20 protein-coding genes are annotated in these 23,246 nt (G+C 67.9%); 8 read left to right on the top strand and 12 right to left on the bottom strand.

The features are described from left to right. Positions 1-213: 213 nt before the first annotated feature. From plsB to HMPREF2716_RS26385, 3 genes are all read left to right on the top strand, one after another. Positions 214-2,718: a glycerol-3-phosphate 1-O-acyltransferase PlsB gene (gene plsB / locus HMPREF2716_RS26395; RefSeq protein WP_023517932.1), complete on the top strand. Its 2,505-nt coding sequence runs from the start codon at positions 214-216 to the stop codon at positions 2,716-2,718. A gap of 142 nt (positions 2,719-2,860) precedes the next feature. Next, positions 2,861-3,259, top strand: coding sequence for a YbaY family lipoprotein (locus HMPREF2716_RS26390; RefSeq protein ID WP_003092458.1), 399 nt, complete (start codon positions 2,861-2,863; stop codon positions 3,257-3,259). Positions 3,260-3,395: 136 nt separating this feature from the next. Further along, entirely contained in the window at positions 3,396-4,076 is a 681-nt protein-coding gene (locus tag HMPREF2716_RS26385) for a DUF4197 domain-containing protein (RefSeq protein WP_003098644.1), read from the top strand. A gap of 40 nt (positions 4,077-4,116) precedes the next feature. Here HMPREF2716_RS26385 and mexK read toward each other — a convergent pair whose 3' ends face one another. Both mexK and mexJ read right to left on the bottom strand, forming a co-directional pair. Next, the gene (gene mexK, locus HMPREF2716_RS26380) at positions 4,117-7,194 is read right to left on the bottom strand and encodes a multidrug efflux RND transporter permease subunit MexK (RefSeq protein WP_003092464.1); all 3,078 of its coding nucleotides are present in this window, start codon (positions 7,192-7,194) and stop codon (positions 4,117-4,119) included. Positions 7,195-7,198: 4 nt separating this feature from the next. After that, entirely contained in the window at positions 7,199-8,302 is a 1,104-nt protein-coding gene (gene mexJ / locus HMPREF2716_RS26375; RefSeq protein WP_003113855.1) for a multidrug efflux RND transporter periplasmic adaptor subunit MexJ, read from the bottom strand. A gap of 95 nt (positions 8,303-8,397) precedes the next feature. On the opposite strand from mexJ, the gene mexL reads away from it, so the two are divergent. Beyond that, positions 8,398-9,036: an efflux system transcriptional repressor MexL gene (gene mexL, locus HMPREF2716_RS26370; RefSeq protein ID WP_003092468.1), complete on the top strand. Its 639-nt coding sequence runs from the start codon at positions 8,398-8,400 to the stop codon at positions 9,034-9,036. Positions 9,037-9,042: 6 nt separating this feature from the next. Here mexL and HMPREF2716_RS26365 read toward each other — a convergent pair whose 3' ends face one another. From HMPREF2716_RS26365 to ppc, 9 genes are all read right to left on the bottom strand, one after another. After that, the gene (locus HMPREF2716_RS26365; RefSeq protein WP_017148395.1) at positions 9,043-10,320 is read right to left on the bottom strand and encodes a cytochrome P450; all 1,278 of its coding nucleotides are present in this window, start codon (positions 10,318-10,320) and stop codon (positions 9,043-9,045) included. Between the two features lie 28 nt (positions 10,321-10,348). Next, on the bottom strand, positions 10,349-11,134 hold the full coding sequence (locus HMPREF2716_RS26360; RefSeq protein WP_010793368.1) for a class I SAM-dependent methyltransferase: 786 nt from the start codon (positions 11,132-11,134) through the stop codon (positions 10,349-10,351). Positions 11,135-11,189: 55 nt separating this feature from the next. After that, positions 11,190-11,885: an extensin-like domain-containing protein gene (locus tag HMPREF2716_RS26355; protein WP_016263167.1), complete on the bottom strand. Its 696-nt coding sequence runs from the start codon at positions 11,883-11,885 to the stop codon at positions 11,190-11,192. A 4-nt stretch (positions 11,886-11,889) separates the two neighbouring features. Further along, positions 11,890-12,714: an isocitrate lyase/PEP mutase family protein gene (locus tag HMPREF2716_RS26350; protein ID WP_023088108.1), complete on the bottom strand. Its 825-nt coding sequence runs from the start codon at positions 12,712-12,714 to the stop codon at positions 11,890-11,892. 72 nt (positions 12,715-12,786) lie between these two features. Then, a complete protein-coding gene (locus tag HMPREF2716_RS26345) occupies positions 12,787-13,653 on the bottom strand; it encodes a DUF72 domain-containing protein (protein ID WP_003143219.1) in 867 nt (288 codons plus the stop codon). Positions 13,654-13,671: 18 nt separating this feature from the next. After that, complete coding sequence (locus HMPREF2716_RS26340) at positions 13,672-14,019, bottom strand: hypothetical protein (RefSeq protein WP_003098661.1); 348 nt, start codon at positions 14,017-14,019, stop codon at positions 13,672-13,674. A 73-nt stretch (positions 14,020-14,092) separates the two neighbouring features. Continuing rightward, positions 14,093-14,773: a tRNA (adenosine(37)-N6)-threonylcarbamoyltransferase complex dimerization subunit type 1 TsaB gene (gene tsaB, locus HMPREF2716_RS26335; protein ID WP_003110619.1), complete on the bottom strand. Its 681-nt coding sequence runs from the start codon at positions 14,771-14,773 to the stop codon at positions 14,093-14,095. A 103-nt stretch (positions 14,774-14,876) separates the two neighbouring features. Further along, entirely contained in the window at positions 14,877-15,524 is a 648-nt protein-coding gene (gene adk, locus HMPREF2716_RS26330; protein ID WP_003092485.1) for an adenylate kinase, read from the bottom strand. A 161-nt stretch (positions 15,525-15,685) separates the two neighbouring features. After that, positions 15,686-18,322 carry a phosphoenolpyruvate carboxylase gene (gene ppc, locus HMPREF2716_RS26325; protein WP_003103713.1) on the bottom strand — a complete coding sequence of 879 codons (2,637 nt, stop codon included), beginning with the start codon at positions 18,320-18,322 and terminating at the stop codon, positions 15,686-15,688. A 206-nt stretch (positions 18,323-18,528) separates the two neighbouring features. Here ppc and HMPREF2716_RS26320 point away from each other — a divergent pair, with 206 nt between their 5' ends. After that, complete coding sequence (locus tag HMPREF2716_RS26320; protein ID WP_003092488.1) at positions 18,529-18,873, top strand: hypothetical protein; 345 nt, start codon at positions 18,529-18,531, stop codon at positions 18,871-18,873. Between the two features lie 8 nt (positions 18,874-18,881). Here the strand turns inward: HMPREF2716_RS26320 and cadR are convergent, their stop codons facing one another. Next, on the bottom strand, positions 18,882-19,352 hold the full coding sequence (gene cadR, locus HMPREF2716_RS26315; RefSeq protein ID WP_003103716.1) for a Cd(II)/Pb(II)-responsive transcriptional regulator: 471 nt from the start codon (positions 19,350-19,352) through the stop codon (positions 18,882-18,884). Between the two features lie 113 nt (positions 19,353-19,465). On the opposite strand from cadR, the gene HMPREF2716_RS26310 reads away from it, so the two are divergent. From HMPREF2716_RS26310 to HMPREF2716_RS26300, 3 genes are all read left to right on the top strand, one after another. Beyond that, positions 19,466-21,682 carry a heavy metal translocating P-type ATPase gene (locus tag HMPREF2716_RS26310; RefSeq protein WP_003117471.1) on the top strand — a complete coding sequence of 739 codons (2,217 nt, stop codon included), beginning with the start codon at positions 19,466-19,468 and terminating at the stop codon, positions 21,680-21,682. Between the two features lie 379 nt (positions 21,683-22,061). Then, entirely contained in the window at positions 22,062-22,466 is a 405-nt protein-coding gene (locus HMPREF2716_RS26305) for a DUF4398 domain-containing protein (RefSeq protein ID WP_003092495.1), read from the top strand. Between the two features lie 48 nt (positions 22,467-22,514). Next, positions 22,515-23,246 (top strand): lipotoxin F family OmpA-related lipoprotein LptF (locus HMPREF2716_RS26300; RefSeq protein WP_070622053.1); only part of this gene is annotated, 732 nt, incomplete at its 3' end.

Raw genomic sequence — 23,246 nt, 5'->3', positions numbered from 1 at the left:
CCGAAGCGCCCCGCCGCCTGGCAATACGGGGCGTCGGGAGAACCTTGGCAAAACGTGACAGAACCCGAACGCTTGCCGAAGGTTCTACATTCGCAACCTGTTCGCCGCCGTTCGCCGTAGGACGCGTTGCGTTCTTTTGCGGCCCTCCGGGGATTGCGGCAAACTAGCCGCGCCCGTCACGCCGGGTCCCGATCAACTGCCAGTAGACACCGTATGCCCCGCTACCCTTTCCGCCGCTTTGGTTTTGGCGCCCTGCGCCGCCTGCTGTACCTCTGGGTACGCTCGGAAACCATCAACCAATCGGCCTTCACCCTGAAGATCGACCGCAGCAAGCCGGTGCTCTACGTGCTGCAACAGCCTTCGGTCAGCGATCTCGCGGTAGTGGATGCCGAATGCCGCAAGGCCGGGCTGCCGCGTCCGGTGATGCCGGTAGCGGTAGGCGACGCCATCGAGCCGGCGGCGTTCTTCTACCTGACGCCCGAACCCGACTGGCTCGGCCGCCAGGATAAGCGCGGCGCCTCGCCGACCCTGGTGCGCATGCTCGCCGCGGTCGGCCAGAACGGTCTCGACGACGCGCAGATCATTCCGGTCAGCGTGTTCTGGGGACAATCGCCGGACAGCGAATCGAGCCCCTGGAAGCTGCTGTTCGCCGACAACTGGGCGGTCACCGGGCGCCTGCGCAAGCTGGCGCGCATCCTGATTCTCGGACGCAAGACCCGCGTGCAGTTCTCCGCGCCGATCCACCTGCGCGAGCTGGTGGAACAGGGCAAGGGCCACGAACGCACGCTGCGCATGGTCAACCGTATCCTCCGGGTGCACTTCCGCAACCTGAAGACCGCGGTGATTGGTCCCGACCTGTCGCACCGCCGCAACCTGGTCAAGGGCCTGCTGCGCGCGCCGCTGGTACGCCAGGCGATCAACGAGGAATGCGAGAGCGAACGGATATCCCAGGAGAAGGCCGAAGGCATCGCGCTGCGCTACGCCAATGAAATCGCCTCGGACTTCTCCTATCCGGTGATCCGCTTCCTCGAAGTCATCCTCAGCTGGTTCTGGAACAAGCTGTACGAAGGGGTCAAGGTCAACCACATCGAGCGGGTGCAGGACGTGGCCCAGGGCAACGAGATCGTCTACGTGCCCTGCCACCGCAGCCACATCGACTACCTGCTGCTCTCCTACCTGCTGTTCCGCAACGGCCTGACCCCGCCGCACATCGCCGCCGGGATCAACCTGAACATGCCGGTGATCGGCTCGATCCTGCGCCGCGGCGGGGCCTTCTTCATGCGCCGCAGCTTCAAGGGCAACCAGCTCTACACCGCGGTGTTCAACGAGTACCTGCACACCCTGTTCTCCCGCGGTTTCTCCACCGAGTACTTCGTCGAGGGCGGCCGTTCGCGCACCGGGCGCATGCTCCACCCACGCACCGGCATGCTCGCCATCACCCTGCGCAGCTTCCTCCGTGACTCGCGCCGGCCGATCGTCTTCGTGCCGGTCTACATCGGCTACGAGCGCGTGCTGGAAGGCCGCACCTACCTCGGCGAACTGCGCGGCGCGACCAAGAAGAAGGAGTCGATCTTCGACCTGTTCAAGGTGGTCGGCGCCCTGAAGCAGCGTTTTGGCCAGGTCTGGGTGAACTTCGGTGAGCCGATCCATCTCGACCAGTTCCTCGACCGCCACCAGCCCGACTGGCAGGACCAGGACCTCGGCCCGGAATACCGCCCCGACTGGCTGCCGCAGACCACCAACCTGCTGGCCAAGGACGTCGCTCGCCACCTCAACGACGCGGCGGCGATCAACCCGGTCAACCTGGTCGCCCTGGCGCTGCTCTCCACCAGCCGCCAGGCCCTCGACGAAAGCGCCCTGGCGCGAATCCTCGACCTCTACCTGGCGTTGCTGCGCAAGGTGCCCTACTCGCCCAGCGCGACCCTGCCGGACGGCGACGGCCAGGCCCTGATCGAATACGTGAAGAGCATGAACCTGCTGGCCGAGCAGAAGGACGCGCTGGGCCGCATCCTCTATCTCGACGAACAGAACGCGGTGCTGGCGACCTACTACCGCAACAACGTCCTCCACGTCTTCGCCCTGCCGGCGCTGATCGCCAGCTTCTTCCAGAGCAACTCGCGGATCAGCCGCGAACAGTTGCTGCGCTTCGCCCGCGCGCTCTATCCCTACCTGCAGGCGGAACTGTTCATCCGCTGGAGCCTGGACGAACTCGACGCGGTGATCGACCAGTGGCTGGCGGCCCTGGTGGAGCAGGGCCTGCTGCGCCAGGAGAACGACACCTTCATCCGCCCGGCGCCAAGCTCGCGGCAATACGTGCTGCTGATCCTCCTCGCTCGTTCGGTGACCCAGACCCTGCAGCGCTTCTACATGGCCATCGCCCTGCTGCTCAACGCCGGGCAGAACGCCCTGACCGCCGAGGAACTGGAGAACCTCTGCACCGTGATGGCCCAGCGCCTGTCGATCCTGCATGGCCTGAACGCCCCGGAGTTCTTCGACAAGAGCCTGTTCCGCCACTTCATCCAGACCCTTCTCGACCTGCGTGTGCTGCGCAAGGACGAGGCCGGCAAACTGAGCTACCACGAACTGCTCGGCGAACTGGCCGAAGGCGCCGCCAAGCGCGTGCTGCCGGCGGAGATCCGCCTGTCGATCCGCCAGGTGGCGCTGGAGCGTCCCGCCGAGGAAGCCGCCGCCGAAAGCAACGACGCAGCCGCCAACTGAGACCCGGCGCCCGCCCTGCGAGGGACGGGCGCCGCTCCGCTGAAATATCCTGCGACCTTTCCCTGTTCCGGCCCGGCAACCTATGCTGGTTTCCCGGGTCAGAGGCCCGCTCGTTTTTTGTTCCGTCTGAAAGGAGGCTCCCATGAAAAAACTGCCATTGCTGCTCGCCGCCAGCGTCCTCGCCGGCTGCGGTACCCAGCAATCGACTTCGAACGCCAGCTTCGATGGTGAGGTCTTCTACCGCGAGCGTATCGCCCTGCCGCCCTCGGCGCGCCTGAGCGTGAGCCTGGAAGACGTGTCCCTGGCCGACGCCCCTTCGGTGCAGTTGGCCAGCCAGACCCGCGAGATCACCAGCCAGGTGCCGCTGGCGTTCCACCTGGAGTACGACCCGAAGCAGGTCAAGCCGGGCCACAGCTACGCGGTGAGCGCGCGCATAGAGCTGAACGGCCGCTTGCTGTTCATCAACACCACCCGCCACTCGGTGAAACTCGACGGCAGCGACCCGCAGCCCTATCGCGTGCAGGTCGAATCGGCGCGCTGAAGCACACCGCGGCAAGCCGCCGGTGCGAATCGGCGGTTCCCTCCAGTACACTCCACCTCCTATTCGCTACCGGTTGCCGATCCACCTCACGACGAGCGGCCGGATACCCCGTACGTTCCACATCAAGGACGCTGTCATGTTCCGACTCACTGCCCTCTGCGCCGGCCTGCTGCTCTCGGCCAACGCCCTCGCCCTGTCCCTCGCCGACCTGTCGCAGAACGACGCCTCCAGCGGCCTGAAGGACGCCCTGACCCAGGGCGCGCAGATCGCCGTCCGCCAGCTTGGCCAGCCGGGCGGCTTCAACAACAACCCGGACGTGCGCATCGAACTGCCCGGCAAGCTGGGCAAGGCGGCGAAGCTGATGAAGCAGTTCGGCATGGGCGCCCAGGTCGACCAGCTCGAGGCGAGCATGAACCGCGCCGCCGAGGCTGCCGTGCCGCAGGCCCAGGGCCTGCTGGTGGAGGCGGTGAAGAAGATGACCGTGGCCGACGCCAAGGGCATCCTCAAGGGCGGTGACGACGCCGCCACCGAATACCTGGACAAGTCCAGCCGCGAACAGCTGCGCGCGAAGTTCCTGCCGATCGTCAAGCAGGCCACCGACGAGGTCGGCCTGGTCAAGCAGTACAACGCCTTCGCCAGCCAGGCGGCGACCCTTGGGGTGGTCGATGCGAAGAGCGCCAACGTCGAGGGCTATGTCACCGAGCAGGCCCTCGACGGGCTCTTCGAGATGATCGCCAGGCAGGAGAAGAGCATCCGCCAGAACCCGGCGGCTGCCGCCACCGGCCTGGCCAAGAAGGTCTTCGGCGCGGCCAGGTGAGCCGACGGACGGGGCGCGATCGCCCCGTCCCCTTCTCCCGTCAGGCCCGCGCCTCGTCCTTCTTCACGCGGAACCAGGCGGCATAGAGCGCCGGCAGGAACAGCAGGGTGAGCACGGTGGCGACGATCAGCCCGCCCATGATCGCCACCGCCATCGGCCCGAAGAACACACTGCGCGACAGCGGGATCATCGCCAGCACCGCCGCCAGCGCGGTCAGCACGATGGGCCGGAAACGCCGCACGGTAGCCTCGATGATGGCGTGCCAGCGATCCAGTCCATGGCTGATGTCCTGTTCGATCTGGTCCACCAGGATCACCGAGTTGCGCATGATCATGCCGGCCAGGGCGATGGTCCCGAGCATCGCCACGAAGCCGAACGGCTGGCGGAACAGCAGCAGGAACAGGGTCACGCCGATCAGGCCCAGCGGTGCGGTGAGGAATACCATCGCCATCCGCGAGAAGCTGCGCAACTGCACCATCAGCAGGCTCAACACCACCACGATGAACAGCGGCACGCCGGCGTTCACCGAACTCTGGCCCTTCGCCGCGTCCTCCACCGTGCCGCCCACCTCCAGCAGGTAGCCGTCCGGCAGCTCGGCGCGGATCGGTTCCAGGGTCGGGGCGATCTGCGCGACCAGGGTCGCCGGCAGCGAATCGTCGTAGATATCGGCGCGCACGGTGACCGTCGGCAGGCGGTTGCGGTGCCAGATGATGCCCTCTTCGAAGCCGTATTCGAGCGTAGCAATCTGCGACAGTGCCACGCTCCGGCCATTCTCGGTCGGCACCGCCAGGCTCGGCAGCAACGACAGGTCACGACGCTCCTGCTCGGTGCCGCGCAGGAGGATCTCGATCAGCTCGTTGTCTTCGCGGAAGAAGCTCACGTGCGAGCCGGTCAGCGCGCTCTGCAGGAACTGCGACAGGCTGGCGGTGCTCACCCCCAGGGCACGGGCGCGCTCCTGGTCGATGCTCAGGTACACCACCTTGCTCGGCTCTTCCCAATCCAGGTGCACATTCACCACGTGCGGGTTCTCGCGCATCTTGTCGGCGACCTTGCGCGCCAGTTCGCGAACCTGCGGGATGTCCTCGCCGGAAACCCGGAACTGCACCGGATAGCCCACCGGCGGCCCGTTCTCCAGGCGACTGATGCGGCTGCGCAGGTGCGGGAAGTCCTCGTTCATCCGCTCGATCAGCCACTTGCGCAGCGCCTCGCGGCTCTCCAGGTCCTTGGCCAGCACCACCACCTGGGCGAAGCTGGCCGCCGGCAATTGCTGGTCCAGCGGCAGGTAGAAGCGGGGCGAGCCGGTGCCGACGTAGGCCACGTAGTTGTCGATGCCGTCATGGCCCTGCAGCATTTTTTCCAGGCGCTGGACTTCCTCGCCGGTAGAGCGCAGTGAGGCGCCCTCCGCCAGCTTGATGTCCAGCAGCAGCTCCAGGCGCGCCGAGGGCGGGAAGAACTGCTGCGGCACCAGGCGGAACAGCAGCAGCGCGCCGACGAAGGCCGCGAGGGTCAGGACGATCACCGTCTTGCGGTAGCGCACGCACCACTCCACCAGACGCCGGAAGCGCTGGTAGAAGGCCGTAGCATAGGGATCGTAGCCATCGGCGCTGCCGCCGTGCTTCTGCGCGTGCAACCTGGCCAGGTCCGGCAGCAGCTTGGCCCCCAGGTAGGGAACGAAGACCACCGCGGCGAACCAGGAGACCACCAGGGCGATGGTCACCACCTGGAACAGCGAGCGGGTGTATTCGCCAGTGCCGGACTGCGCGGTGGCGATCGGCAGGAAGCCGGCGGCGGTGATCAGGGTGCCGGTGAGCATCGGGAAGGCGGTGCTGGTCCAGGCGAAGCTGGCCGCCTTGAGGCGGTCGTAGCCCTGCTCCATCTTCACCGCCATCATCTCCACCGCGATGATCGCGTCGTCCACCAGTAATCCCAGCGCCAGCACCAGGGCGCCGAGGGAGATCTTGTGCAGGCCGATGCCGAAGTAATGCATGGCGGCGAAGGTCATCGCCAGCACCAGCGGGATCGACAGCGCCACCACCAGGCCGGTGCGCAGGCCGAGGGAGAAGAAGCTCACCAGCAGGACGATCACCAGCGCCTCGGCCAGCACCCGGATGAACTCGCCGACCCCGGTACGTACCGCCGCCGGCTGGTCGGACACCTTGCGCAGTTCCAGTCCGGCCGGCAGCGACTGCTGCAGGCGGGCGAACTCGGTTTCCAGGGCCTTGCCCAGCACCAGGATGTCGCCGCCCGGCTTCATCGCTACCGCCAGGCCGATGGCGTCCTCGCCCATGAAGCGCATGCGCGGCGCCGGCGGATCGTTGAAGCCGCGGCGAACCTCGGCCACGTCGCCGATGCGGAAGGTGCGGTCGCCGACGCGGATGGGGAAGTCGCGGATCTCCTCCACCGAATCGAAACGCCCGGAAACGCGCAACTGCACGCGGTCGCTGGCGGTCTCGAAGAACCCGGAGGAGGCCACCGCGTTCTGTTCCTCCAGCGCCTTCTGTACCGCCGCCAGGGGCAGGCCGAGGGTGGCCAGCTTGGTGTTGGACAGGTCGATCCAGATCTTCTCGTCCTGCAGGCCGATCAGCTCGACCTTGCCGACGTTCCTGATCCGCTGCAATTGCAGTTGCAGGCGGTCGGCATAGTCCTTCATCACCGCGTAGTCGAAGCCCTTGCCGGTGAGCGCATAGATGTTGCCGTAGGTGGTGCCGAACTCGTCGTTGAAGAACGGGCCCTGGATGCTTTGCGGCAAGGTGGCGCGAATGTCGCTGATCTTCTTGCGGATCTGGTACCAGAGTTCGGGGATCTCGCTGGAATGGATGTCCTCGCGGGCCATGAAGGTCACCTGCGAGACGCCGGGGCGGGAGAAGGACACGATGCGATCGTAGTCGCCGGTTTCCATCAGCTTCTTCTCGATACGCTCGGTGACCTGCCGGGCCACCTCTTCGGCGCTGGCGCCCGGCCAGTTGGTCTGCACCACCATGGCCTTGAAGGTGAACGGCGGGTCTTCGCTCTGCCCCAGCTTGCTGTAGGACAGCGCGCCGACCGCGCCAAGCAGGATCATCAGGTACAGGACGATCTGGCGATTCTGCAACGCCCAGGCGGAAAGGTTGAAGGACATGCGACTACTCCTTGGCCGCCAGTTTCACCGTGCGGTTGGCCCGGTCGATCGGACGCACCTGCTGCCCTTCGCGAAGCACCTGGACCCCGGTGGCCACCACCCAGTCGCCAGCCTTCAGGCCTTCGAGCACCGGCACCCGGTCCTCGGCATAGGGACCGGTGCGCACCGCCTGCCGGCGCAGGGTCGAGCTGCCCGGCTCGACCACCCAGACGAACGCCTGGCCGGCCTCTGCGGTCAGCGCCGACAAGGGAACCGATAACGGCACCGCCTCGGCGGCGGCGACGTAGACCCGCGCGCTCTGGCCCAGTTCGGCCGGAGTCGCGCGGTCGTCGAAGGCCACCCGGGCGGCGAAGGTACGCGATTGCGGATCGGCCGCGGGCGAGAGCTCGCGGATATGCCCGGCGAAGCGTCTGTCGCGTTGCGACCAGAGTTCGACCGACACCGGCTGGCCGATGCGGAAACGTTCGAAGCTGTGTTCCGGCAGGCCGATCAGCACCTCGCGTTCGCCGTCGGCGGCCAGGCTGAAGACCGTCTGTCCGGCCGCCACCACCTGGCCCACCTCGACGCGCCGGCTGGCGATCACGCCATCCTGGGGCGAGCGCAGCACGGCGTAGCCGGCCTGGTTGTCGGCGACGTTGAATTCGGCGCGGATCTGCTTCAGCCGCGCCTCGCCGGCGCGGTAGCTGTTCTGGATGTTCTCGAACTGGGAATGGCTGACCAGGTTGCGGTCGAGCAAGGTGCGGTAGCGCCGGTACTCGGCGCGCACGGTCTGCAAGTTGGCCTCGGCGGCACTGACCTGGGCCCGCGCCGCCTCCAGTTGCAGGCGCACGTCCTGGGGATCGAGTTCGGCCAGGGGCTGGTCCTTCTTTACCCGCTCGCCGACTTCCACCAGCCGGCGGATGACCTTGCCGCCGATGCGGAAGGCCAGCTCCGGCTCGTGGCGGGCGCGGATCTCGCCGGGAAAGGCCTGGCTCACCTCCCCCGCCGGCTGGGGCTGGACGACGATCGCCGGACGCGCCGCGGCTGGCGGCGGCGTGCCGTTGCCGCAGGCGGCGAGGAACAGGGAGGAAAACAGGGACAGGGCGACGAGCGGGATATGGCGGTACATGTGACACCTTCCGCAAACTGCGTTCGAGTTCTTATACTGGGCGGTATAGTAAAAATACAGAACCCATCAGTCCAGTATTTCAATTGTATAAGCGCATGTCAGAATCCACCTCCTCCGTCGGTCCCGGCCGGCCCAAGGACCCGGCCAAACGGGAAGCCATTCTCGAGGCGGCCAAGCGCCTGTTCCTCTGCAACGGCTACGACGGCAGCAGCATGGAAGCCATCGCCTCGGAAGCCGGCGTTTCCAAGCTCACCGTCTACAGCCACTTCACCGACAAGGAAACCCTGTTCAGCGAAGCGGTGAAGGCCAAGTGCGCCGAGCAGCTTCCCGCCCTGTACTTCCAGCTGGCCGAAGGCGCGCCACTGGAAAAGGTCCTGCTGAATATCGCCCGCGGCTTCCACCGGCTGATCAACAGCCACGAGGCGATCGCCCTGACCCGCCTGATGGCCGCGCAGGCCGGGCAGAACCCCAAGCTTTCCGAGCTGTTCTTCGAGGCCGGGCCGAAGCAGGTGATCGACGAGATGGAACGCCTCCTCGAGCAGGCCCGCCGCAGCGGCAAGCTGGCGTTCCCGGACGCGCGCCACGCCGCCGAACACTTCTTCATGCTGGTCAAGGGCTGCGCCAATTACCGTCTGTTGATCGGCTGCGCCGAACCGCTGGACGAGGCCGAAGGCGAGCGGCACGTGGAAGAAGTGGTGGCGCTGTTCCTGCGCGCCTTCGCCGCGGGCGGCTGAGGCAGCTCAGGCGCGACGGCGGAAACGCACCCGCGCTCGCTGCGGACGCAGCGAAAACCAGCCGCGCGGCGCCAGGTCGCCGTCGTGCATGATGTCCCAGTGCTCGACCCAGTAGGCCAGCGCCGCCGCCAGATCGATCATCGCCATCGCGGTGCCGGGGCAGGCGCGGTCGCCGAGGCCGAAGGGGAAGTAGGCGCCGCGCGGCCAGCGCGCCGGTTCGAGGAAGCGCTCGGGACGGAACTCCAGCGGCGCCTCGAACCAACGGGGATCGCGCTGGGTGATCCAGCTCGAGACCATGGTCACGTCGCCGCGCTTCAGCCGCTGGCCGAACACCTCGATGTCCGCCGTCACCTGCCGCGGCGCCAGGCCGTAGGCCGGCGGGTACAGGCGCAGGCACTCCTGCAGGACCGCCCTGAGCAGCGCGCAATCGCGCAGGTCGGCGACTGAGCGGATCGCCGTCCAATTCACTCGCGCCAGCTCGGCGCGTAGCCGCGCGAGCAACTCGGGACGCTGGGCCAGCAGCAACAGGCTCCAGGTCAGGGTCACGCCGGTGGACTGGTGGGACGCCATGAGCAGGGTGCAGAGTTCATCGCGCAGGTCCGCCAGCGGCCGCGGCGAGCGCTCCGCCACCTCACCCACCGCCTCGCGCAACTGGCCCAGCGCCCAGCGCTTGCGCGGACACAGTTTGCTCGGAAACCAGTGGCCCAGCGGCAGGCCGGTGCTCATTTCCAGCAATGCCACCCGCGACAGCAGGCGCACCGCCTTGGCGATCCGATAGGCCGACGGTTGCAGGTCGACGTCGAACAGCGCGTGACCGCTGAGGGTGACGCTGAACGCAGCCATTTCCAGGTCGAGGTCGTATTCGCGCCCCTCCTCCACCCGCTCGCCCCACTCCGCGGCCAGGCGGCGAACCTCGCTGGCCGGCGGCGGCGCCAGGTGCGGCCGTACCTCCTTGCGCCGGGCCTGGGCGGGGGCGCCCTCACGCATCATGAAGCTGCGCCCGTTCCACTGTTTCAGCATGCACAGCGCCGGCTGCCAGCGTTGCAGGTCATCGCGGCGATCGACCATCAATTCCTGCACCGCCTGCGGATGGAACAGGCACCAGAGGCGCTGCGGGCCCATGCGGGCGACCGCGAGGTCCGGCTGCGCGACGTGCATCTTCTGCAACCAGGCCAGCGGATCGCGCTGCATCTCCAGCCAGTGGCGGGCGCCGGCACGCCCGTCGTTGGCCCAGGGCAGGTGCGCCAGGCGCCGGCGAATCGGACAATCGATGGTCTGCTGCATGCTCGCCGCCTCCCTGCGGTGTCGACACTCAGCCCTTGCCCAGGGCCTTCTTCGGGTAGATGTCGTAGCGGCTGGACTTGCCTTCCAGGCTATAGCCGGGCTTGGGCCCTTCGATGATCGGCGCCTTGCGCGGGCGCTTCACCACCACCCGGTGGCTGGCCAGGGCCAGAGCCGCCTGCAACAGCGCCGGGGCGTCGAGATCGTCGCCCACCAGCGGCCGGAACAGACGCATTTCCTTCTTCACCAATGCGCTCTTGTCGCGATGGGGAAACATCGGGTCGAGGTAGATCACCTGCGGCGCCTCGCCATCCCAGGCGCGCATCAGGTCCGCCGAGTTGCCGCCGAGCAGACGCATCCGCGCGGCGATCGGCGCCACGTCGGGATCGCGCCGGGCGCGCTCCAGGCCATCCTCGAGCAGGGCGGCGATCAGCGGCTGGCGCTCGACCAGGGTAACCTCGCAGCCCAGGCTGGCGAGGACGAACCCATCCCGGCCCAGGCCGGCCGTGGCGTCCAGGACCCGCGGGCGGATGCCTGGCTGGACGCCGACCGCCTTGGCGATCATCTGTCCGCTGCCGCCGCCGAACTTGCGCCGATGGGCGCTGGCGCCCTCGACGAAATCGACCCGCACCGGACCGGGGGAGTCCGCCCCCAGTTGCAAGACCTGCAAGCCCTGCTCGCCGACCTGCACGGCGAACTCCGCCTCGTCGTCCGCCGCCAGCGGCAGGCCGAGCCGCTCCGCCCAGCGCCGCGCAGCCTCGGCGCAACCGGCGGACAGGGCTTGGACATGCAGGCGAGGAGCGGCGGAATCGGTCATGGTCGGGCAATCGTCGGGGAAAGCGCGGATTTTGCCAGAGTTGGCCCGCGCGCGCTCACCGGCAGACCTTCCATAGGCCCATGTCGAGGTGGAAGTGATCCCGGTGGGCGGCGTTGTAGTCGGGCCCCAGCACCGCATTGAAACTGGCGCAGGCGCCGTCCCGCACGCGGCGCAGGAAGCGCCCGTCGGCGCTCTCGCCGGCCCAGTCCGTGGCCAGGCGGATCCGCCTCCCGTCGGCCAGGCGGAAGCCGCTGATGTCCAGGGCATTGGCCGAGGCATGCTGGCTGCGCCGACCGTCCTCGCGGTTGTAGACGTTGCGGCAGGCGAAGCTGCCAACATGCTCGACCCGCGCCAGCGGCTGGCCATAGATGTCCAGGGCTGCCGGTTGCAGCACGTGCCGCTCGAACAACGCATAGCTCACCGCCAGCGAGCAACTGGCGAGAAAGCTGCTGCTCAACTCCAGCGCCGCCCCACGCACGCGCAGGCTGTTGCTCAACGGGCAGGTAGCCGATGGCGGGTCGTCGGCTACCCGCTGGTAGCGCAGTTGCGAGGTGGCCAGGGCGGCGTCGCAGAGGCTCCGGTCGTCGGCCAGCCGCCATAGCTTGTAGCGGGTCAGCAGGTTCGGCGGTTCGCGCACGTCCAGCGGCAGCCAGGGATTCCAGCGCGCCGGCAGATCGAGCCACTGGTAGCGCAGGGCGCCGACGGCCCCCGCCAGCAGCAGTAATGGCAGCAACCAGGCCAGGCGGCGCACGGGTTCAGCGGAACAGGTCGTTGATACGGTCGAAAGGCATCGCCGCACGGGTCGCTTCCAGGTCGCGCCGCGCCAGCGCCTGCGCCGCCTGATGGAAAGCGCCGAAGGCGACCCGGGCAAGATTCGAGCCCAGGCTCACGCGCTTGACGCCGAGGGCTTCCAGCTCGTCCAGCGACAGCTCCAGGCGCGGCGAACCGACCAGCACGTTGACCGGCTTCGGCGCCACCGCTTCGAGCACCGCGACGATCTGTTCGCGGCGGTTCAAACCGGGCGCGTAGAGCACATCGGCGCCGGCATCGGCGTAGGCGCGCAGACGCCGCAGGGTGTCGTCGAGATCCTCGCGACCATGCAGGAAGTTCTCCGCGCGGGCGCAGAGGGTGAACGGAAATGGCACCGCACGGGCCGCCTCGACCGCGGCAGCGACCCGCTCCAGCGCGGCGGAGAACTCATAGATGGGCTGTCCGGCGCGCCCGCTGGCATCCTCGATGGAACCACCGACCAGACCGGCCTCGGCGGCCAGGCGGATGGTCGTGGCGCAGTCTTGCGGAGCATCGCCGTAGCCGTTTTCCAGGTCGGCGGCGACCGGCAGATCGGTGGCGGCGACGATCGCCCGGGCGTTTTCCAGCGCCTCAGTCCGGCTCACCGCGCCTTCCGCGTCGCGCCGGCCCAGGGAGAACGCCAGGCCTGCGCTGGTGGTGGCAAGGGCGTCGAAGCCGAGGCTGGCGAGCATCTTCGCCGAACCGGCATCCCAGGGATTGGGCAGGACCAGCATGCCGGGCCCCTGGTGCAGGTCGCGGAAACGTTCGGCGCGTTGGCGTTGGCTGGTCATGGCGGCGGGCTCCGTGGCGGGGAAAGGACTCCCTAGCCTAGGCGCAGGCCGGCGGAGCGTCGAGCGCCGCGCTCAGAGCAGGCCCAGTTGCTCCACTTCCGGGGCCGGGATCGGCTCGGGTAGCGCCGGCAAGCCTGGCAGGCGCTGGCCCAGCAGCGCATGGAAACGCTGGGCCTGCTGGGCCGCCAGGTGATTGTCGGGGGTATGCAGGAATACGTATGGAGTCAGGCCGGCCTCGATCCAGTCGGCCACCTTGTCGACCCAGGGCAAAAGGAACACCTCGTTGGCCGGCAGGTCGGGACCGCCGATGAAACGCACCTGTGGCGTATCGCTGAAGGCCGCCGGACGGATCGGCAGGCGCGGCTTCTTCGACTGGGCGTGGAGCACCGCCGGATCGTCCGAACGGCAACTGAACAGCGCCCGCGAATCCAGGCAGATGCGCTCCACGCCACGCTCGCGCAGGTGGCGGTTGAGCAGGCGCTCGTCCTCGCCTTTGTCGAAGAACGCCGGGTGGCGTACTTCCACGGCAATCCGTCGCGGACTCAGCTCATCGAGGAAATACAGCAGTTCGCCCAGGCGCTGCGGGGTGAACGCCGCCGACAATTGCAGCCACAGCGGGCTGACCCTTTCGCCAAGCGGCGCCAGCAGTTCGAGGAAGTCGTCGGCGGCCTCGAGCCGTTCGCGCAGGTCGCCTTCGTGACTGATATCGCGGGGAAACTTGGCACAGAAGCGGAACCCCGCCGGCATCGTCTCGGCCCAGCGCCGCACGGTTTCCGCCGAAGGCCGGGCATAGAAGGTGGTATTGCCCTCGACCGCGTTGAAGATGCCGCCGTAGTGTCCGAGGTAGTCGGCGGAACGCAATTCGCGCGGATAGAAGCTGCCGCGCCAGGCCGCCTCGTTCCAGGATGGACAACCGAGGAAATAAGGAAGGGAAACCACGGCAGCGCAGGGAACCGCTCAGGCGTAGAGGTCGAGGCCGAGGACATCCTCGGCGCCGGCGTCGATGTTGAGGCTGGCGGTGGAGTTGTAGCTGGCCAGGGCCATCGCCGCATGGCTGCTTACCGGGCGCTGGAACGCCAGCAGGTCGCGGGCGCTGACCGGCAGGCTGTCGCCGCCCGCCGAACTGGCCTGGACCTTGCGCGCCTGCGGCGCCTGCTCGAAGCCCTGGCTGCCGGAAACCGGCGCCGGCTGCTCGCGCCGCGCCTCGACCTCGCGCTGCACGTCGCGATACGGCGTGACCGCGGAGCCCGGTCGGGCGCTGCGCTCCAGCGGCAACGAAGAGGAAGAAAGTCCGTCGATACGCATGATCAAAACCCGGGGAAGTCTCCACACTCTAGCCAGCCCCGAAAGGCTTGGCAATTACCGCTGCGCGGCATTTTCAGGGCGTTTTTTTCGGCGTCGCCACGTTGTCGCGCAGGTACACCGGCAGCGCCTGTTCCGCCTCCACGCCTTCGCCGCGCGCCCAGGCGAAGCCGGCCAGGCTGAGCAAGTCCTCGGCATGCGGCAGCAGGCTCGCGTCCAGCGCGGCCGGGCGCTGCGGCATGCGCTCGACGTAGCCCCAGCCGGTGCCGGCGCCGAACCAGTCCGCGGCAGCGGCGTCCCACGGTACGGCGACCCGCTCGGGCGGCAGTACCGCTTCGCTGCCGGCCAGGCGCATCTCGCCCTGTTGCAACTGGTAGCAACCCCAGTAGACCTCGTCCATCCGCGCGTCGATGGCCGCGGCGACCCGCTCCGCACCCTGCTCGCGGTAGGCCCGCTGGGCCAGGATCGCCAGGTCGGAGACCGCCAGTACCGGGCGCTGCAGGGCGAAGGCCAGGCCCTGGACCACGCCGATGGCGATGCGCACGCCGGTGAAGGCGCCCGGACCGCGCCCGAAGGCGATGGCGTCCACCGCGGACAGGGCGACGCCGGCCTCGTCGAGCAGGTCGCGGACCATCGGCAGCAGGCGCTGGGCGTGCAGGCGCGGGATCACCTCGTAGTGACTGAGCGCCCGCCCCTCGTGGAGCAGGGCGACGGAGCAGGCTTCGGTGGAGGTATCCAGGGCCAACAGAGTGGACATCGACGGTTCCGCGTGGTGAAAAAGACGCCGATTGTACCAGCCTTCGCCGCCCCGGAAACGCCGACGGCCCGCAAGCGGGCCGTCGGTGCTACAGCGCTGCGGATCAGCTCAGGGCCGAAAGCACTTTCGCGGTGATCTGCTCGACCGAGCCGACGCCGGCGATGCTGTGGTATTTCGGGGTGCCTTCGGCGGCCGACAGCTTCTGGTAGAAGTCGACCAGCGGCTTGGTCTGCGAATGATAGACCGACAGGCGGTGACGCACGGTCTCTTCCTTGTCGTCCTCGCGCTGGATCAGCTCTTCGCCGGTAACGTCGTCCTTGCCGGCGACCTTCGGCGGGTTGTGCTCGGTGTGGTACACGCGGCCGGAGGCCGGATGCACGCGACGACCAGCGATACGCGACACGATCTCCTCGTCGTCGACGGCGATCTCGACCACGTGGTCGATGGTCACACCGGCGTCCTTCAGCGCTTCGGCCTGCGGGATGGTCCGCGGGAAGCCGTCGAACAGGAAGCCCTTGGCGCAATCGGCCTCGGTGATGCGTTCCTTGATCAGGGCGATGATGATGTCGTCGGATACCAGGCCGCCGCTGTCCATCACGCCTTTCACCTGCTGGCCGAGCGGGCTGCCGGCCTTGACTGCGGCGCGCAGCATGTCGCCAGTGGAGATCTGCGGAATGCCGAACTTCTCGGTGATGAACCGTGCCTGGGTGCCTTTGCCGGCACCGGGTGCCCCGAGCAGAATCACACGCATCGATATGCTCCTTAGAATTGGTAAGCGAAAGTCTGGATCCGCCTCGTGGGGCCAATCTCGTATTTGCAGGAAACGGCACTGTATGGCGCCGAAAAGGCTGTCCAAGATACACAGCGCCCCCCCCACCGCACAAGACACCGAAAGTTGCCCCCCGCCTTCCCTCATCCGGTGTTGCGCAGTCCGGCAGCGACCCCCGCGACCGTCACCAGCAGCGCCTGCTCCAGGCCGCCGCAGGCGTCGCCCCGGCAGCGCCGCGAACGGGCCAGAAGCTCAGCCTGGAGCAGGTGCAGCGGGTCTAGATAGCTGTTGCGCACGCTGATCGACTCGCGGGTCTCGCTGGCGTGGGCGAGCAGCAGCGACTGCCCGGTCAGTCCCAGCACCACGCGCACCGCCTGCGACAATAGGTCGCGTAAACGACGCCCCAGCGGACGCAGCTCGAGCGGCACTAGACGTTCGTCGTAGAGCCGCGCGATATCCGCGTCGGCCTTGGCCAGGACCATTTCCAGCATGTCGATGCGGGTGGTGAAGAACGGCCATCGCTCGCGCATCTGCCCGAGCAGCGCGCCCTCGCCACGCTCGATGGCGTTCAGCAAGGCGGTCTCCCAGCCAAGCCATGCCGGCAGCATCAGGCGCGTCTGGGTCCAGGCGAAGATCCAGGGAATCGCCCGCAGGCTCTCCACCCCGCCTTCGCGGCGCTTGGCCGGGCGGCTGCCCAGCGGCAGACGGCCCAGTTCCTGCTCGGGCGTGGCCAGGCGGAAATACTCGACGAACTGCGGATCGTCGCGCACCACCCTGCGGTAGGCCAGCAGCGCGTCCTTCGCCAGGCGGTCCATCTGCGCGCGCCAGGCCGGCTCGGGAGCCGGCGGCGGCATCAGGGTCGCTTCCAGCACCGCGGCGAGGTAGAGATTGAGGTTCTGTTCGGCGATGTCCGGCAAGCCGAACTTGAAGCGGATCATCTCGCCCTGTTCGGTGACCCGGAAGCGCCCGGCCACCGAACCCGGTGGCTGCGACAGGATCGCCGCGTGGGCCGGCCCGCCGCCGCGGCCGACGGTGCCGCCGCGGCCATGGAAGAGCAGCAGCTCGACCTCGTGCTGGCGGCAGATCTCCACCAGTTTCTCCTGCGCCCGGTACTGCGCCCAGGCCGCCGTGAGAGTACCGGCGTCCTTGGCCGAATCGGAGTAGCCGATCATCACTTCCTGCACCCCGGAGAGCCGCGAACGGTAGCCCGGCAGCGTCAGCAGGCGCTCCATGCAGGGGCCGGCGTTGTCCAGGTCGTCGAGGGTCTCGAACAGCGGCACCACGCGCATCGGCCAGTCGACGCCGCTTTCCTTGAGCAGCAGTTGCACCGCCAGCACGTCGGACGGCTGGCCGGCCATCGAGATCACGTAGGAACCCAGCGACGCCGGTGGCGCGGCGGCGATCGCCCGGCAGGTGGCGAGCACCTCGGCGGTATCCGCCGAAGGCTGGTAGTGCGCCGGCAGCAGGGGGCGGCGGCTGTTCAGTTCCTCGAGAAGGAATTCCAGGCGGGTCTTCTCGTCCCACTCGTCGTAGCTGCCCAGCTCCAGGTACTCGGTGATCTCGCTCAGCGCGGCGGCATGGCGGGCCGAGTCCTGGCGCACGTCCAGGCGTACCAGGAACAGGCCGAAGGTGGCGGCGCGGCGTAGGCAGTCGAGCAACGCGCCATCGGCGATCACGCCCATGCCGCAGGCGTGCAGCGACTCGTGGCACAGTTGCAGCGGCTCGACCAGGTCGCGGTTGTGCTCCAGGACGCCCTCCGCGGCCGGCACCTCGCCGGCCAGGGCCTGGTGGGTCCAGTTGCGGGTCACACGCAGGCGCTCGCGCAATTGCTTGAGCAGGGCGCGATAGGGCTCGGCGCTATCGCCGACCCGCGCCAGCAGCTGCGGCGAGGCCTGCTGCATGGACAGCTCGGCGGCCAGTCGGTCGATATCGCGCAGGTACAGGTCGGCGGCCATCCAGCGCGCCAGCAGCAGGACCTCGCGGGTCACGCTGGCGGTGACGTTGGGATTGCCGTCGCGGTCGCCCCCCATCCAGGACGCGAAGCGCAGCGGCGCGGCGGTCAACGGCAGGCGTTCGCCGGTGCTGCGCAGGAGTACCTCGTCGACGTGCCGAAGGACGTTCGGCAAGGCCTGCCAGAGAGAATGTTCGATCACCGCGAAGCCCCATTTCGCCTCGTCCACCGGGGTCGGCCGGACCTTGCGGATCTCGTCGGTATGCCAGGCCTCGGCCACCAGCCGCTGCAGGCGCTGCTGGATGCGACTGCGCTCCTCCGGCAGCAGGTCGGCATGGTCCTTGGCCGCCAGCTGCGCGGTGATCGCATCGTATTTCTGGATCAGCGTGCGCCGCGCCACCTCGGTGGGATGGGCGGTCAGCACCAGTTCGATCTCCAGCCCGGCGAGCTGGCGAGCCAGTTGCCCGGGGGCATGCCCGGCGTCCTTGAGACGCCCCAGCAGCTCTTCCAGCACCAGGTTCTCGAAGGGTTCCGGCTCGTTCGGCCGGCGCCGGCGGATACGGTGGTATTGCTCGGCGATATTGGCCAGGTTGAGGAACTGGTTGAAGGCCCGCGCCACCGGCAGCAGTTCGTCTTCCTCGAGCCCGTCGAGGGTGGCGGTGAGCTGCTGGGCGCCCTCCGCGGAACCGCGGCGGGCAGCCTTGGCGCCCTTGCGGATCAGCTCGATCTTGTCGAGGAACCGCGGGCCGTACTGCTCGCGGATGGTGTCGCCGAGCAATTCGCCCAGTTGGTGGACGTCCTCGCGCAGGCGCGCATCGATCTCCGGCATGACCTGTCTCCACTGCGGGTGGGAAACCAGCTTGGCTCAGGCGCCCCCGCGCTTACAAGCCCGCAGGGTGCCAGTACGGCGCCGCCGGGCCGGAAGCGAGGCTGCCGGCGCCGATCGGGTCTAGTCTGAAGGAAGTGCCCGCACCGAGGCACGGCCCCACGAGGGCCCCCCAGCACGCCCGCCACGACCGGGCTGAAGAGGTCAGCATGAAGATCCGTGAGCTTGTCCGCCATTGGGAACACACCGCCAAGGGCCGCATGGCCCGCAACCACTACAGCATCCCGCTGGACGTCGAAAGCGCCGCGCGCCTCGCCGCGCTGCACGAGATGTATCCGCGGCGCAGCGTCGAGGAACTACTGGGCGAGCTGGTCGGCGCCGCCCTGGAAGAACTGGAGGCGAGCTTTCCCTACGTGAAGGGGAGTCAGGTGGTGGCCACCGACGAACAGGGCGATCCGCTCTATGAGGATGTCGGCCCTACCCCACGCTTCCTGTCGCTCTCGCGCAAGTACCTGCACGAACTGGTCGCGCAACAGGACACCTCCAGTCACTGAGCGCGGCTTCAGCCATGCCGGCGGTGCACGCCGGGGACGTGCATGTGCCCGGCCTCGGCGCATTCCTCGGCGATTGGCGACAGCGGCGCGGGCTGCTCCAGTTCGCGGAGGATGCCGCAGGCCTGGCTGTTGCCGGCGACCGTACAGCGCGAACCGAGATCCCGCAGTTGCTCGCGCAATGCCTGGAGTTCGGCGATGCGCACCTCGACGTGATGCAGGTGCTCGTCGATCAACCGGTTGGCGGTGCCGCAATCCGCCTCGGGACGGTCGCGCAACGCCAGCAGGGTACGGATTTCCTCCTGGGTCATGTCCAGCGAGCGGCAGTGACGGATGAACGACAGGCGCTCGACATGCGCTAGGGTGTATTGCCGATAGTTGCCTTCGCTACGCGCGGGCTCGGGCAACAGGCCTTCGCGCTCGTAGTAGCGGATGGTCTCCACCGGGCAACCGGTTCTCTTCGCCAGCTCACCGATCTTCATGCCAACCCTCCTCCAATCGCCGACGCGGCTACCCGAATTGGCAGTACCGCTTGACTCTGTAGTTGCTACAGGGTGTGCAATCGCACCCAACACGTCAAACGGGAATTGTTTCCATGAGCCACGAACACGCCGACACTTGCTGTCACGGTCACGGACATGATCATGGGCACCGCCACGCGCCTCGCCCGGCGGTGGCCGCCATCGGAACCCTGGCCGGCAACGCCGAGTTGCGCTGGAGCGACCTGCGCATCGAAGCGATGGACTGCCCGACCGAGGAACGCCTGATCCGCGACGCCCTCGGTCGCCAGCCGGCAGTGGAGTCGCTGGAATTCAACCTGATGCAGCGCCTGCTGCGCGTCCAGCATCGCTTCGACAGCGTCGAGCCGCTGCAGAAGCTGATCGCCGGCCTCGGCATGCAGGCGGTGCCGCTGGATGCCGGCGAAAATACCGACGGCCCCTCGCAAGCGCCGGCGAAGCCCTGGTGGCCGCTGGCCCTGGCCGGCGCGATGGCGCTGGCCTCGGAGATCGTCGAATGGTTCGGCCTGGCGCCGGACTGGGTGGTCGCCGGCCTCGCCCTGCTGGCCATCCTCGGCGCCGGCCTGCCGACCTACCGCAAGGGCTGGATCGCACTGAAGAACCGTAACCTGAACATCAACGCCCTGATGAGTATCGCCGTGACCGGCGCCGTGCTCATCGGCCAGTGGCCGGAAGCGGCGATGGTCAGCGTGCTGTTCGCCATCGCCGAGTTGATCGAGGCGAAGTCCCTGGATCGCGCGCGCAACGCCATCCGCGGCCTGCTGCAACTGGCTCCGGAACAGGCCACGGTACTGGTCGGCGGCGAATGGAAGGAGCTGCCGGCCAAGCAAGTGGAACTGGAAGCCACCGTGCGCGTGAAGCCCGGCGAACGCATCGCCCTCGACGGCGAGGTGACCAGCGGCCGCTCCAGCGTCAACCAGGCGCCGATCACCGGCGAAAGCCTGCCGGTGGAGAAGGAGGTCGGCGAGCCGGTGTTCGCCGGCAGCATCAACGGCGAGGGCGCGCTGGAGTACCGCGTCACCCGCCGCGCCGACGACAGCACCCTGGCCCGGATCATCCACGCCGTGGAGGAAGCCCAGGGTTCCCGCGCACCGACCCAGCGTTTCGTCGACAGTTTCGCCCGCGTCTACACCCCGGTGGTATTCCTCATCGCCCTCGCCACCGCGGTGCTGCCGCCGCTGCTATTCGGCGGCGCCTGGCTGGACTGGATCTACCGCGCCCTGGTGCTGCTGGTGATCGCCTGTCCCTGCGCGCTGGTGATCTCCACCCCGGTGACCATCGTCAGCGGCCTTTCCGCCGCGGCGCGCCTGGGCATCCTGATCAAGGGCGGGGTGTTCCTCGAACTCGGGCGCAAGCTGTCCTGGGTCGCCCTCGACAAGACCGGCACCATCACCCATGGCAAACCGCAACAGACCGACTACCTGCCGATCGCGGAGGCTGACGGGACGGATGCGCGCCTGCTCGCCGCCAGCCTGGCCGCGCGTTCCGACCACCCGGTATCGCGCGCCGTGGCCAACGCAGCGGAAGAGGACGGCCTTGCCCTGGGCGTGGTCGAGGACCTCGCTGCCTTGCCGGGACGAGGCGTCAGCGGACGCATCGACGGCGTCCTCTACCACCTCGGCAACCATCGCCTGGTGGAGGAACTGGGCCTCTGCTCGCCGGCCCTGGAAGAGCGCCTGGACGCCCTGGAGCGCCAGGGCAAGACGGTCATCGCGCTGTGCGATCCGCAGCGCGTGCGGGCCCTCTTCGCCGTCGCCGACGGGGTCAAGGACAGCAGCCGCGAGGCGATCCGCGAGCTGCACGCGCTGGACGTGAAGACCCTGATGCTCACCGGCGACAACCCGCACACCGCAGCCGCCATCGCTGCCCAGGTAGGCATCGACGCAGCTCGCGGCAACCTCCTGCCGGAGGACAAGCTGCGTGAAGTGGAAGCGCGCCAGGCCGACGGCTCGCGGGTCGGCATGGTCGGCGACGGGATCAACGACGCGCCGGCCCTGGCCCGCGCCGACATCGGCTTCGCCATGGGCGCGGCGGGCACCGACACGGCCATCGAGACCGCCGGCGTCGCGCTGATGGACGACGACCTGCGCAAGTTGCCGCAATTCGTCCGGCTGTCGCGCACCACCCACGCGATCCTGGTCCAGAACATCACCCTGGCCCTGGGCATCAAGGCGGTGTTCCTCGCCCTTACCCTGGCAGGCGAAGGCACCCTGTGGATGGCGGTATTCGCCGACATGGGCGCCAGCCTGCTGGTGGTGTTCAACGGTCTGCGACTGTTGCGCAAGCGTTTCTAAAAGGCCCCACTGGCCTCCTCCAGCCCCACTCAGGTGGGGCTTTTTTCTGCCCGAGTGTTCCGTCCTGGAGCGCTGCGGCAGTTGTGCGTTTCGTGGACTAGAGCCCTGTAGGACGGGCTTTAGTGAGCAGAGGTGGCGTTCTGCGACCACGCCGGAAGCCGACTGTTCAGTCAGAAAATTTCAGATTTTTTTTTGAACCCCTGAACCAGCGGGGGAGTCACTAAAAGTACATGGCCAATCGCCAAGCCCCTGAAACAGAGGCCTGGCAGAGGCTTGCTCAGTGAGCAGGAAGAAAAGACCGGAGGGCCGGAAACGCGCCCACGGTAATGGCCAGAGATGAAAGCCAAGGAATCAGCATCCCTGTCAGAGGAAATTTCCCATGGAGCAAAAAGCGATGAGCAAGCAACACACCGGTTCCCTGCGTGGCCTCAAGCTGGCCCTGCTGGCCGTAGGCAGCAGCCTGGTCCTGGCCGGCTGCGCCGGCAACCCGCCGACCGAGCAGTTCGCCGTGACCGAATCCGCGGTGAATAACGCGGTGAGCGCCGGCGGCCCGGAATATGCCCCGGTCGAGATGAAGTCCGCTCAGGACAAGCTGAGCCAGGCGCGCATCGCCATGAACGACAAGGAATACGACCAGGCCAAGCGCCTGGCGCAGCAGGCCGAGTGGGACGCCCGGGTCGCCGAGCGCAAGACCCAGGCCGCCAAGGCGCAGAAAGCCGTGAAGGATGCCCAGCAGGGCGTCATGGAACTGCGTGAGGAAGGCATGCGCGATACGCAGCACTAAGCCGGATTCCGCCCTTCTTTCGTCGATTCGTGATTAAGGATGACCCCTATGCGTAAGTACATTGCCCTCCCCGCCGTATCCCTGCTGGCCCTGGCGCTGGCCGCCTGCTCCACGCCGCCGAACGCCAACCTGGAACAGGCCCGCAGCAACTTCTCCGCGCTGCAGTCGCAGCCCGACGCGACCAAGGTCGCGGCCCTGGAAACCAAGGACGCCGGCGACTGGCTGGCCAAGGCCGACAAGGCCTACCAGGATGGCGAAGACCAGCGCGACGTGGACCAACTGGCCTACCTGACCAACCAGCGCATCGAACTGGCCAAGCAGACCATCGTCCTGCGCAATGCCGAGGCGCAGTTGCAGAACGCCTCCGCCCAGCGCGCCCAGGCCCGCCTCGACGCGCGCACCGCGCAACTGGACAAGCTGCGTAGCCAACTGAATGCCAAGCAGACCTCGCGCGGCACCATGGTGACCTTCGGCGACGTTCTGTTCGATCTCGACAAGTCCGACCTGAAGCCCGGCGCCATGCGCAACATCCAGCAACTGGCCGAGTTCCTCCAGCAGAACCCGGAGCGCCAGGTGATCGTAGAGGGCTACACCGATAGCACCGGTTCCGCCAACTACAACCAGCGCCTGTCCGAGCGTCGTGCCGACTCGGTGCGCATGGCCCTGCTCAGCCGCGGCATCAGCCCGGAACGCGTAGCCACCCGTGGCTACGGCAAGGAATATCCGGTGGCCAGCAACGGCACCAGCTCCGGCCGTGCCATGAACCGTCGGGTGGAAGTC

It is taken from the genome of Pseudomonas sp. HMSC076A11 (assembly GCF_001810205.1).
Classification (GTDB): domain Bacteria; phylum Pseudomonadota; class Gammaproteobacteria; order Pseudomonadales; family Pseudomonadaceae; genus Pseudomonas; species Pseudomonas aeruginosa.
The sequence above is the reverse complement of the archived record's forward strand: the minus strand, read 5'-3'. Positions and strand labels throughout refer to the sequence as shown.

Excerpts from the sequence above, each read along its gene's own strand:
- plsB (WP_023517932.1), top strand. The coding sequence starts at position 214 with ATGCCCCGCTACCCTTTCCGCCGCTTTGGTTTTGGCGCCCTGCGCCGC.
- HMPREF2716_RS26390 (WP_003092458.1), top strand. The coding sequence starts at position 2,861 with ATGAAAAAACTGCCATTGCTGCTCGCCGCCAGCGTCCTCGCCGGCTGC.
- HMPREF2716_RS26385 (WP_003098644.1), top strand. The coding sequence starts at position 3,396 with ATGTTCCGACTCACTGCCCTCTGCGCCGGCCTGCTGCTCTCGGCCAAC.
- mexK (WP_003092464.1), bottom strand. The coding sequence starts at position 7,194 with ATGTCCTTCAACCTTTCCGCCTGGGCGTTGCAGAATCGCCAGATCGTC.
- mexJ (WP_003113855.1), bottom strand. The coding sequence starts at position 8,302 with ATGTACCGCCATATCCCGCTCGTCGCCCTGTCCCTGTTTTCCTCCCTG.
- mexL (WP_003092468.1), top strand. The coding sequence starts at position 8,398 with ATGTCAGAATCCACCTCCTCCGTCGGTCCCGGCCGGCCCAAGGACCCG.
- HMPREF2716_RS26365 (WP_017148395.1), bottom strand. The coding sequence starts at position 10,320 with ATGCAGCAGACCATCGATTGTCCGATTCGCCGGCGCCTGGCGCACCTG.
- HMPREF2716_RS26360 (WP_010793368.1), bottom strand. The coding sequence starts at position 11,134 with ATGACCGATTCCGCCGCTCCTCGCCTGCATGTCCAAGCCCTGTCCGCC.
- HMPREF2716_RS26350 (WP_023088108.1), bottom strand. The coding sequence starts at position 12,714 with ATGACCAGCCAACGCCAACGCGCCGAACGTTTCCGCGACCTGCACCAG.
- HMPREF2716_RS26340 (WP_003098661.1), bottom strand. The coding sequence starts at position 14,019 with ATGCGTATCGACGGACTTTCTTCCTCTTCGTTGCCGCTGGAGCGCAGC.
- tsaB (WP_003110619.1), bottom strand. The coding sequence starts at position 14,773 with ATGTCCACTCTGTTGGCCCTGGATACCTCCACCGAAGCCTGCTCCGTC.
- adk (WP_003092485.1), bottom strand. The coding sequence starts at position 15,524 with ATGCGTGTGATTCTGCTCGGGGCACCCGGTGCCGGCAAAGGCACCCAG.
- ppc (WP_003103713.1), bottom strand. The coding sequence starts at position 18,322 with ATGCCGGAGATCGATGCGCGCCTGCGCGAGGACGTCCACCAACTGGGC.
- HMPREF2716_RS26320 (WP_003092488.1), top strand. The coding sequence starts at position 18,529 with ATGAAGATCCGTGAGCTTGTCCGCCATTGGGAACACACCGCCAAGGGC.
- cadR (WP_003103716.1), bottom strand. The coding sequence starts at position 19,352 with ATGAAGATCGGTGAGCTGGCGAAGAGAACCGGTTGCCCGGTGGAGACC.
- HMPREF2716_RS26310 (WP_003117471.1), top strand. The coding sequence starts at position 19,466 with ATGAGCCACGAACACGCCGACACTTGCTGTCACGGTCACGGACATGAT.
- HMPREF2716_RS26305 (WP_003092495.1), top strand. The coding sequence starts at position 22,062 with ATGGAGCAAAAAGCGATGAGCAAGCAACACACCGGTTCCCTGCGTGGC.